This is a genomic window from Legionella stuttgartensis, from assembly GCF_977063405.2.
In genome coordinates this window covers 279,546-293,540 of record NZ_CDRUHA020000055.1, presented here as the reverse complement: position 1 = coordinate 293,540, position 13,995 = coordinate 279,546, and the positions used below count along the sequence as shown (strand labels likewise).

Genomic DNA, 13,995 nt, shown 5'->3' with positions numbered 1-13,995 from the left:
TCCACGCAAAAAATATGTAATTTCAAAGCATTTAAACACATGTTGCAAATTGATTGATAAAAGAAAATAATCAGATCCCAATGTTCAACGTGTCGATAATTATGAAACCAGCGAGAATTATAACCCCATTAATACAAGTGGCTATTTTGAGTTTATTGATAATTAAAGGAGCTATCTCTGGAGATGTTCATGTAATTGGCTCAATAAAACATTCAATACAACCGACTGTAGAATCTGCTTCCAATGAAAGTGGCCTAAAAAATAGAAAGGTCATTCAATTGCTTAAAATTGAGTTGTCTGATGATGCTAAAAAACTGTTGGCAAGACGCTTCCAAGAGATTGCCACCGCTCATTCTCAGGCTTCGCATTCATTGCTAGAGACGGAAACTCCTAAAATGGTTCAATTAGCGATGAATCAGGTTCCTGTACTGGACCAAGGTCCACATGGAACATGCATCACATTTGCAATAACTGGTGCGCTAGATGCCATGATCGGCCAAGGAGATTACATTAGTCAACTTTGTCATTTACAGCTAGGCAATTACTTAGAACAACATGGATATGCTCTGAGTGGTTGGGATGGTAATTATCCTATTTCAGTAATAAATCAGATTGAACAGTATGGGATAGTAAACAAAGAAAAACAAACAACTATAGGTTGTGGCGGTTTGACTGAGTATCCCATTTACTCGAATAAGAAACCTGAGACTTTTATCGATCCCCAAGAATACAACACCATGAATGAGTTAGTCTTTGGTAAAATAGTGAACTGGTCCAATATATATTGGAGAATTAATTCTACCTGGACATTAAATGAAGTGAAAAAAGCACTTCGCTCAGGCGACAGATCGGTTTTTTCGATTATGTTACCGCGTCTTGATATCGGGACCGTTGGGGCTGTTGGGAATTATAAAAGCAAGAACGATACTTGGTTAATCACGACAGATGTATTAATTGGTATGCCAAACATACAAGCGGCGCATGGAATGATCATTACAGGATACGATGATAATGCGGTTGCTGTGGATAATTATGGTCAAAAACACAAAGGATTATTAACCTTACGTAACTCCTGGGGGACTAGGCTTGGCAATAAAGGTGAGTTTTATATGACCTACGATTATTTCAGATTACTAACATATGATGTACGACGTTTTTCGCCAAATTAAGAACCCGACCTAAGACACCATGTCATCCTGAGGAATTTTAGGGCGAAGGATCTCCTGAGTGATCATACCCATGTTCTGGAGAGCCCTCACTGCGTTCGGGATGATAAATGGTGGTTCGGGAGGGAAAAGCTCCACCCAAAAGTAGTGAGCCTAAGGATAATTTTTCATCTACGGCGGGACCAAAATAATAATCTGTTTAAACAAAACTATTTTTTAATATTGGCCTATAATTCTAATGACTTGACTCAATTTAGGAGATAGGGAAATGAAAAAGTTGTCAATCCTTTTAGGAATTACACTAATGAGTTCATGTGCTTTTGCAATGGAGCAATCCAATATGGGGCAAATGTCCATGAATGAAAATCAATGTCCTAAAGATAAAAAACAAACAGCAGCCCTTGAAAAAGAATTCCTAACAATGATGGTTACTCATCACCAACAAGGAATGCAAATAATGGAGTTGGCTATAAAAAAATCGCAAAATCCCCAAATAGTCGCTATTTCAAAGAAAATGCTCGAGCGACAAAACAGTGAAGTTGTTAAAATGAAAGCACTACTCAGTAAATTACCTGCTACCTCTGATGCAAATTATCCTATTCCTGGAATGAAACCAATGGAGATGAAGTCTCTTTCGGGACTTTCAGGTAAAGAATTCGATAATACGTATATAACTGAAATGAGTGATCATTTTAAAGGAGGCATGCAAATGACGGCTTACTTATTGAAATGCAGCCATAATCCTAAGATGAAACAAATTCTGAAATCCATTCATGACAAGCAAACTGATATTCAGAAGTTAGAACAAATGCATATTAATTAATTAATACCTAATCCTATCGGCCATTCTCGCTTGTGAGAATGGCTGTAACAAATTCTATCTGTATTAATTCAATCTTTGACAATCGATTTATATTTTTAATAAAATGCAAACATAACATAATTTGAGCAATTTGTTTAATATGAGCGGCAAAGGTTTACCTTATTGGCGACAAGCTTGGAATGATGCAGGGTTTCTGGAAGATTATCAGAAGGCTGATTATTTGTTAAAACGCTATGCCCGACAATCATTTAATACGTACGGGAAGGAGATAGCTGATTTTTATTTTGGTCCATCAAGAAGTATTTTCGTTCCAAGTATTAATTCTAAAAGTTGCCGTTTAACTCCTAATAGAAAAAGTATGGATAGTGTTATCAAAGATTTGCAAGGAATCCTTGATGACCGTTCAATTTATAGAAATGGTGATTTGCATAATATACTTCAAGTCTTTGAAGAAAACACGCATCAGAAATACACCGACTCTTTCAGTATTGTTGAAAAACCTTCCTTGTTTTCGAATTTTGTATTTCTTGAATGGTTCTTTTCCTTTTTGCAGAAATGTTTTGGGAATGATCCAGTTGAAGAAAAAGAAAAGGGTTGTTCCTTATAAACGAAAGCGTGCCTACCTTGCGGTAGGCAATCAAAGTTAAGACAAATTACGTTTTGCAAATACGCTCATAGCAGCGGTCAAAAACTCGACCAAATCAGGATGATAGCGATTAAAGAAATCACGAAAATCAGGATGATCCAGATAAGTTTGTCCAAGCCCTAAATAAGTTTCCTTAGTTGGCGTCCAACAGTTTTTCACCCAATCATAATGCTGTTGAATAAGGTCCTGTACCGCTGTTGATTCTATGTTAAGACCTTGCTCCAGTGCATTAGTAAGGGCACGATTTAACTGCTCACCAGAAGCTTTAAATGCCTCCCAATCGGTTTTTTTCCAATGAGGAACTTTGTTCCAGCTGTCATCAATTTGTTGTTCTGAAAGTACCCCCGCTTCAACTAGATATTGTTCATGTTCTTGTTGCTTGATGGGATCAAAACCTTCAAACATTTCTTCGATATTCATTTTATATTGTCCTCTTAAATGGGAAATGGTTTTATCAATCGTCTGTATGAGTGTTTGTGTTCGCTCAACATTCGATTGCAATGAGGATTTTTGTTGCTGTAACGATTTTATTTTATCGAAATCATTACAGCTCAAAATTTCCTTTATGGTATTAAGAGGAAACTCAAGTTCACGAAAAAACAGAATTTGCTGCAATAACAGTAGCTGCTCTTCCTGATAATAACGATATTGATTATCACCATAAAATGCAGGCTTTAATAAACCAATTTCATCATAAAAGCGCAAAGTCCGGGTGCTTATACCAGAAAGCTTCGCTAATTGTTTAATGGTGTACTTCATAGTGTATTCCTCTTAAGCCACAAGAGACACAATAAGGGTTAACGTTGCGGCAAGGTCAAGCATTATAATCTACTATAAATTCATTAATTGTTAAGCACCTCCCACCTGGTTGCAACCCCGCCTCCGAAGACCATTTTCTGTTCAAGAAGTGTTAAATCAAATGATTATGGACCATGTTTTATTTTATTGTTCATTAATTACTTTGTCTGATATATTTGCGGGTTTAGTGTTCAAATGTAAATCTTTTGTCCATTGATTTCTAACTTATTCATTTTTAACGCTCCTAAAACTTGTTTTTAGAGGTTAACAACGAATTAAAATCCAAATAAATAAGAGGAACTTACATGAAACTGTTGTCTGTCATTGGTATAAACCTTCAAATAACGAAATGGATAGTAAGTGAATCCAAATCTCCATTAGATGAGAAAGATAATCTGTGTGTTTATGAGTGCACTACGCCTGAAGAGGCGAAACAAATGATCGAAAGTATTAAGTCAGCCTTTAGGACTGATTATTTAATGGATTTGGATGTAGAGGAGCAAGAACCTTTATCATTGGATTATTATTTAGAAACACATGGCAATTACGTGATTGCTTCAATGAAGTTTTTAGAACGATATTTTGATGGGAAAGTTGAGGAAGTGCATGAGAGAAGTGAAAATAAATCGTTCTACATATATGAGTTAAAGATGGGGGAGGATGATAACTCACGTAGTCGATTGGTTATAGTAAATAAAAATAAAGACTCATTAACAATTAAACGTGTTCCAACTGAACCAATGGAGGAAGCAGAGTTAATTGATTTTTCAGAGGAGTATCTAGGCGCTACTTCATATAATAAAAAAAGCAAGGTATGTGCTCAAATAAAAGAAGCATATAATTTTAATGGGCTTTTTTTACCTGGGGATAATTTTAGTGTGCTTTGGTTGCCTGCCAAACCTTATCAAGGGCACGCTATGTTTACTGCCTATGGATGTTCGAGTCATAAAATTGCTAAAAAGCTGGAAACAAAAATTAGTGAAGATGAAAAAAAGAAACAAAATGCAACTCCGCTGGTAATTGATAGTGAACATATTACTTTGGCATGTGAGGGACCTATTTTACTGGCTTCAGGGAGTTATTTAGAACAAATTTATGGTAAGCCAATTCATGTTTCTCTAGTCAATGATTTGGTAAAGCTAGGCCTTGCCGACAAACAGTCTACACAACGAGCCATTACTGTAGATAAAATTTATGGCAAGTGGGATGAAAAAATCAAATTAAGAAAACAGACTAGTCTGCTTCAGCAAAACAGAAGCACTCAAACGTTCTTCACGCCCCAATTTATTCGAACCGCAGCTCATCGAAATCCTGTATCTGCATTTCCCTTCAATAGTGCAAACACTATAGTTCCAATACCTCAACTTCCTAATCCTTATACGGAAAAGACCATTGTATCTAAGCCTGCTCCTCTACCTCTTCCTGTTATGTCCGTAAGTCAAAATTCTCTAGGAGCTCAGGATGAAACAAAATTGGTTGCGCCACGAGCTCAATCAATGTTCCACATTTCTGATTTAGAGGAGCCAATAAAAACGTTTTCAGAAGAAGAGTTTTTAAGCTTCTTCAATTAGGAGCAAAAGTGTAGCCAGGTTGTAGGTATCCAGGATTGTAGGATCCCTCATCCCGAACGCAATGAGGGATCTCCAGAAAATAAATATGTATACAAATCAGGAGATCCTTCGTTATAAACTTCTCAGAATGACGTTAGTTTAGAAGTGAAATGTTAATCTACCTTTGTACCAGTCGGTTTTGCACTGATTTTTGCCGGAGTCAGGTTATTAGTGATACGAAAGACCGTCTTATCCACGCGCCGCTGAAGCATGATTTCAACCATTACTGTTTCATTCGGATGTATAATTTTGTTCATGTCAGCAAGTGAGGAATGAAAATCAAGTAATCTATAATAGGCAAGGGCTTGAGCGCTTGATTCGGGGTATGCCTTAATCCGAAATCCCAGATTGCCTTGCATTTGGGGTGTATTAATCCCGGTTTCCATAACGTTATAGTCAAGAAAATAAGTCAATTTCCCTCGATTATTTAGGTTTCGCTGGCGATCGACGAAGAAACCTTGAGGAAGCGCCAATTCGCTATATTTGGGACCAGCAGTTAAATAAAGATCATAATCGACAAGATGATTGCCCCGGTCATCAATGAGCCGGAAAACAATCATAGAGTAGCGATTAGTGATGTACTCGCGCTTAAAGATAAGCGTGTTCACAAATTCTATATGCTCACTGTTCTGAGTTTCTGTAGTAAGTTTATCGAGCTCGATCGCTACTGCATTATAGGAGGTACTATTGTTTACTCGCAGACAGCGCAGGACCCATATTGCCGTAGGATGAGTCGCTGCATTGGCCATAGTCACACTTTGAATGATTCCAATTTTTTTACCGGAATGCGCAAGCCCAGGCAGCACGCCAAATGCCATTGGTTTTGACCGTATCATCTTGGAGACAACGAGATTTTCACCGTTATTTCCCTCCTGATGTAATTTCAACAGACTATAATTCATATTTGTAGCCGCTACGCGAACTATTCCATCAGACCCAGCTTCTCCCGTGTAGGAGTTCAGCGCATCATAAAGTTGGCGATCAATTGTCTGGCCGGTAAGTACAAAGGAATAGATGCCATTCGCAGTACAATCGTAATCAAGCCAACTTTCATTCAGTTGCCAACTCATATCGCTTCCGAGCTCAAGCCAATCCAGAACCTGTTGTCCCGGTTCAACACCTTCAAAAAAACTCTTGATACGGCTTAACCGAGATTTACCAAGTTGTGCAAGAGCAGAGCCGTGGTTAGAGGGGGCCAGCATGATAAGATGGCTCAATGGGCATTTTGCAAGGTTATTCTTAAAGTACAAATCCATCCACTTTCGAACAATGGGCCCACCGGTTGAATGAGTGATGCATGCAAAACGTTCTCCATCGTGTAGCTTATCCGCAATTTCATCACGTAAGGCCTGATCGAATGCTCGTGCTATATCGTCAACCGTTACTGTGTCGTCAAAGCTGATGTAGCGCCCGAGATAAATATTGCCTACCCGAATATCCAGCGTTTGTTGTTTGCTCTGACTTTCAAGCCATTGAGGAAGCTCCCCATAAGAATTGGTATGCGTGGCACTCCAACCATGGACAAAAATAACAATCATATCGCTCCTTGACTTAGTAGCTCTACAACAGGACATTGTTGAGTAACTGGATGATAGTAAATTATTTTAAACTCGAACCTCAAGTTTTTTTGGTTTGATATCCTGGATAAGATTAATTAGGAGGTTACTTGACTATATATATGAGCAGTAACCTTGGTGACTAGAAAAAATAGTTAACTCTGTAAATTAAGGTTCACATTTAATGTGTTTATATGTGCACTGTATAGTACCGTTTAATGAGATTAATTGAGGCAGCGTTGTATTTTTGCCCTATGTGTAAAATAACTGATTTAAAATTGCACTAAAAAATGTTAATCTACCAATCTATTTTAAAAATAAGCGCTCCCAATGATTCAATCAGAACACGCCGATCAGCACCTTTCATTCGCTCAGCTTCCCCTTCGCCAAGAATTAATAAAGAGTCTTGTTGCTGCAAATTATGAAAACATGACGCCTATCCAAATGGAAAGCTTGCCCATAATTCTTAGAAATGAGGATGTTATTGCTCAAGCCAAAACAGGTAGTGGAAAGACCGCTGCTTTTGCGTTGTCTCTATTAAATAATTTAAAACTTTCTTTTTTTGCAGTGCAAGGTTTAGTACTTTGTCCTACCCGTGAATTGGCAGAACAAGTAAGCCAAGCCATCCGTCGATTAGCCTGTTTGATGCCTAATGTCAAAATCATTAATTTATCCGGTGGAATACCTATGAAGCCTCAGCTTGATTCATTAAGGCATGGCGCTCATATTATTGTAGGAACACCGGGGCGAGTTCTTAAGCATTTAAAAAACAACTCATTAGACTTAACTCAGGTAAAAGCTTTAGTTTTAGATGAGGCAGACAGAATGCTGGATATGGGCTTTTTTGATGACATGAAAAGCATAATTTCTGTTTGTCCTAAACAACGTCAAACCTTGCTTTTTTCTGCGACCTATCCTGAAGAAATCAAACAGCTTTCAAAACAATTCATGAACAATCCGAAAGAAGTTCGTGTTGAAACTCCTTCTGAGGAAATTGATATTGAACAACGTTTTTTTGAAGTAACGAAGCAAGCTCAGAAATTTCCCTTATTAAAATCATTATTGTTACATTATCGTCCCATTTCTACGTTAATCTTCTGTAATACCAAGCAACAAACAGTGGATGTGACAGACGAGCTCATCCATGAAGGCTTCAGCGCCCTTGCTTTACATGGAGATATGGAACAAGTCGATCGTGATCTTGCTGTTTTGCGCTTCGCCAATCAAAGTTGTACGATTCTTGTCGCCACTGATGTTGCAGCACGAGGACTTGATATAAAAGAACTTCCTGCAGTAATTAATTTTGATCTCGCTTTTGATCATGATGTGCATACTCATCGTATTGGTCGAACGGGAAGAGCAGGGAGTAAAGGCATTGCCTTAAGTATTACAACCCCTGCGGACGCACAACGAATTTGTGCCATTGAGGATCACCTACCGCACCCCATTAACTGGGGGACTATTGATAAATTAGAAAATCACCACACGACACGATTAGTACCAGAAATGGTTACACTCTGCCTTTCTTCCGGCAAAAAAGATAAAATTCGTCCCGGAGACATCCTTGGGGCATTGACCAAAGATGCGGGATTAGCAGGAAACACTATTGGGAAAATTAATATCACGGCACTGCACTCCTATGTGGCAATCCATCACAGCCAAGCCGATAAAGCACACCAATATTTGCAAAGTGGAAAATTGAAAGGACGCAAAGTCAATGTACGTAAAATTAATTAAATTTTTAGCTAATAATTTCTTATCAGAAAGGAAATTGTTGGGGAACATGTTGGATTTATCACAATGTGCCCGATCACTGACTTTGCAATTAAAGATCGGGCCTGGATTTAGAGATAAGGGGAGTGTGTTGGTTTCAATTAGAGTTTTGAAGCCTAAGTTCAGATTGCTTCAAATCTATTGCATGATTTAAATCATCGATATCAATGATGCTAACTCCTGCTTTCGATTGAATAAACTCAATACGTCTTCCCAAAGAACCTTCGGGTTTAATATGATTTCCTGCTTCGAGTAATTTAGTTTCTAAATCACTTAGGAGTGATTCGATAGTTTTCTTATTTTTTCCGTCCAAATTACCAGCATGATCTTTTAGTAATTTTTCCACAACTTCAGTATGGTGGCGATCCCAGTGCCCGGTAAAAAAGCGATGGACACTGCCAATGAGCCAATGATGAGAAGGTTGATTTTTACAATAATCTGCTAAAAAAGAAATTCCTATTTCATAGTTTGTCATAGGAGTATTAGTTTGTGACAAGCACAAATTATGATAACTGTTTGGGACAGTAAAGAGATTGAGAACACGCTGATAGAGGTTGCTTACAAATGTTACATCAATGACCCCTTTCGTTCTATACAAGGCATTATACTTAATTGCTTCTACCTGAAAATGAACCCGTTCTCTCAAAGTGCTCGCAGGAAGTAAAGCTGCTTTCAAATAACTATCTGAGGCCGGTATATTTTCAGGAGCATTTGTAGGAACCAAAATGTGAATAATATCCTCATCATCAGCATTAATATTTAGGCTATCTTCGACTATAACAGCAGTATTTAATTTACGGTTCATTGCTGCTTTGGCTTTGTTCACTTTTTTTTCACTACTTGAATCACCAACTAAAATACTGGTCTCTGCTTTACCTAATATTTCTATTTTTGTAATATCAATATTAGCTCCCTGCAAGGCAGATCTTATTTCGTCCGCGGAACTTTGTGCTGAGCACACGATAATATGATCATTTTTTCTTAAGTGTTCTTTAAATACATGCGCGGTTTGGCTTGGAAAAAACAATTTTCTGTTGTTCTCCCCTAATGAAGCTTGGCTAATTAATGTACCGTCAACATCATATAATACAACTTTAGGCATCCTGTGCTCCGTGTTTTGATAAAATGCGCCCAATTGTATCATGTAGATTATAAAACAAACATCACGATGGATGGGGTATCCCGCGCGAGAATTCATCCATCAAAGAAGGTAAGGAATTAATTGTTAATTCGAATATTAATAAACTGCCAAGGATCACTTTGATCCGTATCTTGATTATTTGAATTGTCCCTGTCTTGTAGCGGAGTCCAATCTGTATAATAACCACCGACTTTCCCCAGATAAGGGAGGGCTAAACTCAAAATATACTCATGGTCCATATCTTCAGGTTCTATAATTCCACGTTCTGGATTTTGAATGGCCCAAATCAAACCCGATAAAACTCCAGCTGCAACTTGTAAGCTTGTGGCATTATTATGGTTAACTAATTTTCTAGCCTCATGTATGGATAGATGAGAGCCATACCAATAAGCTCCCTTTTTATTTCCCATTAATAACACCCCGAGTTCATCAGTGCCATCAACAATTTCGTTTAAAATAATCCGTTTTTCTTTTTGAGGGATGTATTTTCTTTGCACAAGTTCTTTTAAAGATAAAATAGCATCTGGGCAGGGATGATACGCGTAATGAACTGTTGGTCTGTAATACACCTTATTATCTTTTTTTAAAGTTAAATATTCTGCAATAGATAATGATTCAGCGTGAGTAATTAAAAAGCCATTAATAGGACCAGAGTTAGGGGTCCAAGTTCGGACTTGAGTCTCAGCTCCGGGTTGACTGAGATATATCCCACAATTCGAGCCAAAGTCGTGATGATTTGCATCATGAGGCCAATGACGTTCATGACTTCCCCATCCCAGTTCAGCAGGTCGAAGGGCTTCAGAAATCAAAGCATCGACTGACCAGGTATTTATAAATTCATCTGGTTTTTTAGTTTGAGAGGAAATTTGAGAATCATGTTCAGAAATATGTATCGTTTTTATATCAAGCTCATGAGCCAATTGAGCCCATTCCACAGGTTTTTTTGGTAGATCGCCATCCCACTTATTATCTTTTGCCACATTCCATAATGCTTGTTTAAGAAAGTGGGATACCAACCCTGGATTCGCTCCATGGGTTAAAACTGCGGTGGGACCCTGCTTTTTATGTTGTAACGTAGCATCACGTAAAGCATAATTAGAAAGTAGTTGATTCGTATCGCTATTCCTTTTTTCCCAAGACTCAGCGGCGGCATCTAAATATAATATTTTATTTAATTGGCAATATTTTATTAAATCAATAGTGGATACTCCCACGGATAAATTTAACAAAAAATCACCAGGTGTAAGAATAGAGGACAAAAGCTCTTGGTAATTACGTTCTTCAACTGCAATTTCATTGAATGAGACACCATAGTTGTTTGCCACATTCGCACCAAGATTATGTTTTGATAAGATGTAAATTTGCGACGGATCTAATTTAAGACATTTGAATAAAAGAGGTAATATTGCTTGGCCAATACTGCCGAATCCAAGAATTAGAATTTTATTTTTAAACACTATTTGAGCCGTTGATTGATCCATAAAGCTTCCCTCAAATAGAATGACCTATTTGTAATTATTTGAAATAGAGGTATAAATTTAACTACCCCAGTATATTTTTAGTATAGCTCACAAAAATAATCTGATTTCAAATTTTAACTAAATTCGATCGTTGGTTGAAAATAATCAGAGTGTGAAGTCGAAGATATAATGAACTTATTACATTCAATCAAAAGGGACTCCCATAAATGAAAAGTTACGAAATGTATATTGATGGAAAATTTACTTCAGCCCAGAGCGGAGCCACTCGCGATATTATTGATCCCGGCAATGGTGAGTTGATTGCAAAAGTTCCAGAAAGTACCAAGGAAGATGTTCTGATTGCGATCAAGGCTGCAAGGAAAGCGTTCGATAAAGGTGATTGGAGAAAAACATCAGCACTTGATCGAAGTAAACTTTTATTCAAAGTTGCAGATTTAATTCGTGCTAATGCAAAAATGTTAGCCGAGCTGGAAACACGAAATTGTGGAAAACCATTGGCAGAAGCAGAATATGATGTGACTGATGCAGCCAATTGTTTTGAATTTTATGCTGGGCTCACTACTAAAATTCATGGGGAAACGATGGCGGTTCCAGCGAACTCCTTTAGTTATGTGGTACGTGAGCCTATAGGGGTATGCGGTCAAATTATTCCCTGGAATTTCCCACTACTTATGGCCGCTTGGAAACTTGCTCCAGCACTTGCAGCAGGAAATACCGTAATCTTAAAACCTTCGGAGCTGACACCATTAACAGCGCTTGAGTTATGCAAACTGATTGATCAATGTGGATTTCCAGCTGGTGTAGTGAATGTGATTACTGGCCCGGGTGTGGGAGTAGGTGAAGAATTATCAACTAATTCAATGGTAGATAAAGTGGCATTCACTGGTGGAACAGTTACCGGCAAAAAAATAATGCAAGCGGCTACTGGGAATTTGAAGCGAATATCATTAGAGCTTGGTGGGAAAAATCCAAATATTGTATTTGCAGACTGCGATCTGGAGATGGCGATTGATGGGGCTCTTTTTGGTGCATTTGCAAATCAAGGTGAGGTATGTTCTTCTGGTTCTCGCTTAATCGTGGAGCGTTCTATTCACAAAAAAATTGTGGAAGGGATGTTGAAAAAAATTCCCAATATCAAGCTTGGTCATGGTTTAGATGCTGGCGTAAAAATGGGGCCACTGGTTTCAAGTGCGCACCGTGAAAAAGTAGAGCAATACATCAAGATAGGGATTGATGAAGGTGCGAGATTGATTTGTGGTGGGAAGCGCCCTGCAGGTGAAGCATTTGAAAAAGGAAATTTTATTGAGCCAACCATTTTTGATGAAGTAAAACCTAGCATGCGCATTGCTCGAGAAGAAATTTTTGGTCCCGTACTCGCAGTTATCCCTTTTGATACTGAAGAAGAAGCCATTCAAATTGCAAACGATACCGACTATGGTTTAGCAGCCGCGGTGTGGACTAAGGACCTTACTCGTGCACATCGAGTGACCCCTCAAATTCGTGCCGGAATTCTTTGGGTAAACCATTACCATCCAACTCATAATGAAATGCCTTGGGGGGGATACAAACAAAGTGGATCGGGCCGCGAGTTGGGTTTGTATGGAATCGAAAGCTATCTTGAAATTAAGCAAGTGAATATTAACCTAGATGATGCACCAATCGGGTGGTACTAATGAATCAAATTAATATTAAAACACAAATACCAGGACCAAAGTCAAAAATATTGATGGAGCAACGTCATAAGCATGTTGCGCAAGGTCCATTTCACGCTACTCCCATCTTTGTGAAAAAAGCAAAAGGTTCGTTTGTAGAAGATGTAGATGGAAATGTATTTTTGGATTTTTCATCCGGAATTGGCGTAGTGAATACAGGACATTGTCCCGATGCGGTGGTCAATGCAATCAAGGCTCAAGCTGAAAAATTCATGCATACAAGTTTTAATATCCTTCCTTATGAAGGCTATATTAACGTATGTGAAAAATTGAATCATCACACTCCTGGGCACTTTGAAAAAAAATCAATCCTGTTGAACTCAGGAGCCGAGGCGGTAGAAAATGCAATTAAAGTTGCTCGTGCCTATACCGGAAAGCAAGCAGTGATTTGTTTTGATCATGCCTACCACGGTCGTACTTACATGGCTATGGCACTTACTGCAAAGAACAAACCCTACAAGCATGGATTTGGCCCATTTCTTTCAGAAATTCATCGTGCTTCCATTCCGTATGAGTATCGTTGGCAGGGAAAAAATTGTGTCGAAGAATGTTTCAATGATTTTTCAGAACTTGTTAATTTTCGTGTGGGTGTTGAGAATACTGCTGCGGTGATTTTAGAACCCATATTAGGTGAGGGGGGATTCATACAATTTCCAGCTCCATTTTTGCAAAAACTTCGTGAGTTTTGTACGGCGAACAACATTGTTTTTATTGCAGATGAAATTCAATCCGGTTTTGGCCGTACTGGAAATCTATTTGCGATGAAGACAATGGGGGTGGATCCTGACATTACTGTATCAGCAAAAGGACTTGGTGGTGGAACAGTGATCGCTGCCGTAACCGGAAAAGCTGAAATGATGGATGCTGCAATGGTCGGTGGGTTAGGCGGAACCTTTGGAGGAAATCCACTAAGTTGTGCGGCGGCTCTTGAAGTATTCAAAATCTTTGAGGAGGGGAGGCTTTTGCAAAATGTCGCTAATCTTTCAAAAGTACTTCATTCTAGGCTTTCTGGGTTTAAAGAAAAATATACAATAGTCGGTGATGTTCGTGGTTTGGGTGCTATGCAGGCGATTGAACTAGTGAAAGATAAAAGCACAAAGGTGCCAAATAAAGAGGCGGCCGACAGATTAACACGATTTTGTTTAGAACATGGGTTGGTCATTCTTAGCTGCGGAGGATACGGAAATGTAATTCGTCTTCTCATGCCACTTTCTACTGATGTAAAAGATTTGGAAATTGGACTCTCTATCATGGAGGAAGGACTCAAGACCTTATAACGAAAGTGTAAT

At 38.4% G+C, this 13,995-nt stretch carries 11 protein-coding genes; 7 read left to right on the top strand and 4 right to left on the bottom strand.

The window, feature by feature from the left end; all coding sequences use genetic code 11:
* The first annotated feature begins 101 nt into the window (after positions 1-101).
* The 3 genes from ACWTEW_RS14245 (at position 102) to ACWTEW_RS14235 (ending at position 2,596) form a co-directional block, all read left to right on the top strand.
* Positions 102-1,169 (top strand): C1 family peptidase, encoded by a 1,068-nt coding sequence (locus tag ACWTEW_RS14245; protein ID WP_454782313.1) that lies wholly within the window; start codon positions 102-104, stop codon positions 1,167-1,169.
* Positions 1,170-1,434: 265 nt separating this feature from the next.
* Entirely contained in the window at positions 1,435-1,989 is a 555-nt protein-coding gene (locus ACWTEW_RS14240; protein ID WP_454782312.1) for a DUF305 domain-containing protein, read from the top strand.
* Positions 1,990-2,128: 139 nt separating this feature from the next.
* Positions 2,129-2,596 (top strand): hypothetical protein, encoded by a 468-nt coding sequence (locus ACWTEW_RS14235; RefSeq protein ID WP_454782311.1) that lies wholly within the window; start codon positions 2,129-2,131, stop codon positions 2,594-2,596.
* 36 nt (positions 2,597-2,632) lie between these two features.
* Here ACWTEW_RS14235 and ACWTEW_RS14230 read toward each other — a convergent pair whose 3' ends face one another.
* A complete protein-coding gene (locus ACWTEW_RS14230) occupies positions 2,633-3,394 on the bottom strand; it encodes a MerR family transcriptional regulator (RefSeq protein ID WP_454782310.1) in 762 nt (253 codons plus the stop codon).
* A gap of 344 nt (positions 3,395-3,738) precedes the next feature.
* On the opposite strand from ACWTEW_RS14230, the gene ACWTEW_RS14225 reads away from it, so the two are divergent.
* Positions 3,739-5,004 carry a hypothetical protein gene (locus ACWTEW_RS14225; protein WP_454782309.1) on the top strand — a complete coding sequence of 422 codons (1,266 nt, stop codon included), beginning with the start codon at positions 3,739-3,741 and terminating at the stop codon, positions 5,002-5,004.
* Between the two features lie 152 nt (positions 5,005-5,156).
* Here ACWTEW_RS14225 and plaB read toward each other — a convergent pair whose 3' ends face one another.
* Positions 5,157-6,581 carry a phospholipase PlaB gene (plaB, locus tag ACWTEW_RS14220; RefSeq protein ID WP_454782308.1) on the bottom strand — a complete coding sequence of 475 codons (1,425 nt, stop codon included), beginning with the start codon at positions 6,579-6,581 and terminating at the stop codon, positions 5,157-5,159.
* A gap of 348 nt (positions 6,582-6,929) precedes the next feature.
* Between plaB and dbpA the strand changes: the two genes are divergently transcribed.
* A complete protein-coding gene (gene dbpA / locus ACWTEW_RS14215) occupies positions 6,930-8,336 on the top strand; it encodes an ATP-dependent RNA helicase DbpA (RefSeq protein WP_454782307.1) in 1,407 nt (468 codons plus the stop codon).
* A 133-nt stretch (positions 8,337-8,469) separates the two neighbouring features.
* Here dbpA and ACWTEW_RS14210 read toward each other — a convergent pair whose 3' ends face one another.
* Together ACWTEW_RS14210 and ACWTEW_RS14205 are read right to left on the bottom strand one after the other, a co-directional pair.
* Positions 8,470-9,474, bottom strand: a complete 1,005-nt coding sequence (locus ACWTEW_RS14210) for a DUF5617 domain-containing protein (protein ID WP_454782306.1) — start codon at positions 9,472-9,474, stop codon at positions 8,470-8,472.
* 116 nt (positions 9,475-9,590) lie between these two features.
* Complete coding sequence (locus ACWTEW_RS14205) at positions 9,591-10,994, bottom strand: saccharopine dehydrogenase C-terminal domain-containing protein (protein ID WP_454782305.1); 1,404 nt, start codon at positions 10,992-10,994, stop codon at positions 9,591-9,593.
* Positions 10,995-11,200: 206 nt separating this feature from the next.
* On the opposite strand from ACWTEW_RS14205, the gene ACWTEW_RS14200 reads away from it, so the two are divergent.
* Together ACWTEW_RS14200 and ACWTEW_RS14195 are read left to right on the top strand one after the other, a co-directional pair.
* Entirely contained in the window at positions 11,201-12,667 is a 1,467-nt protein-coding gene (locus ACWTEW_RS14200) for an aldehyde dehydrogenase family protein (protein WP_454782304.1), read from the top strand.
* The gene (locus ACWTEW_RS14195; RefSeq protein ID WP_454782303.1) at positions 12,667-13,983 is read left to right on the top strand and encodes an aspartate aminotransferase family protein; all 1,317 of its coding nucleotides are present in this window, start codon (positions 12,667-12,669) and stop codon (positions 13,981-13,983) included. Before ACWTEW_RS14200 ends, ACWTEW_RS14195 begins: the two co-directional genes overlap by 1 nt.
* The last annotated feature ends 12 nt before the right edge of the window (positions 13,984-13,995 follow it).

What these genes read in the sequence shown, in the direction of transcription:
- ACWTEW_RS14245 (WP_454782313.1), top strand. Translation starts at nt 102, where the DNA reads ATGAAACCAGCGAGAATTATAACCCCATTAATACAAGTGGCTATTTTG.
- ACWTEW_RS14240 (WP_454782312.1), top strand. Translation starts at nt 1,435, where the DNA reads ATGAAAAAGTTGTCAATCCTTTTAGGAATTACACTAATGAGTTCATGT.
- ACWTEW_RS14235 (WP_454782311.1), top strand. Translation starts at nt 2,129, where the DNA reads ATGAGCGGCAAAGGTTTACCTTATTGGCGACAAGCTTGGAATGATGCA.
- ACWTEW_RS14230 (WP_454782310.1), bottom strand. Translation starts at nt 3,394, where the DNA reads ATGAAGTACACCATTAAACAATTAGCGAAGCTTTCTGGTATAAGCACC.
- ACWTEW_RS14225 (WP_454782309.1), top strand. Translation starts at nt 3,739, where the DNA reads ATGAAACTGTTGTCTGTCATTGGTATAAACCTTCAAATAACGAAATGG.
- plaB (WP_454782308.1), bottom strand. Translation starts at nt 6,581, where the DNA reads ATGATTGTTATTTTTGTCCATGGTTGGAGTGCCACGCATACCAATTCT.
- dbpA (WP_454782307.1), top strand. Translation starts at nt 6,930, where the DNA reads ATGATTCAATCAGAACACGCCGATCAGCACCTTTCATTCGCTCAGCTT.
- ACWTEW_RS14210 (WP_454782306.1), bottom strand. Translation starts at nt 9,474, where the DNA reads ATGCCTAAAGTTGTATTATATGATGTTGACGGTACATTAATTAGCCAA.
- ACWTEW_RS14205 (WP_454782305.1), bottom strand. Translation starts at nt 10,994, where the DNA reads ATGGATCAATCAACGGCTCAAATAGTGTTTAAAAATAAAATTCTAATT.
- ACWTEW_RS14200 (WP_454782304.1), top strand. Translation starts at nt 11,201, where the DNA reads ATGAAAAGTTACGAAATGTATATTGATGGAAAATTTACTTCAGCCCAG.
- ACWTEW_RS14195 (WP_454782303.1), top strand. Translation starts at nt 12,667, where the DNA reads ATGAATCAAATTAATATTAAAACACAAATACCAGGACCAAAGTCAAAA.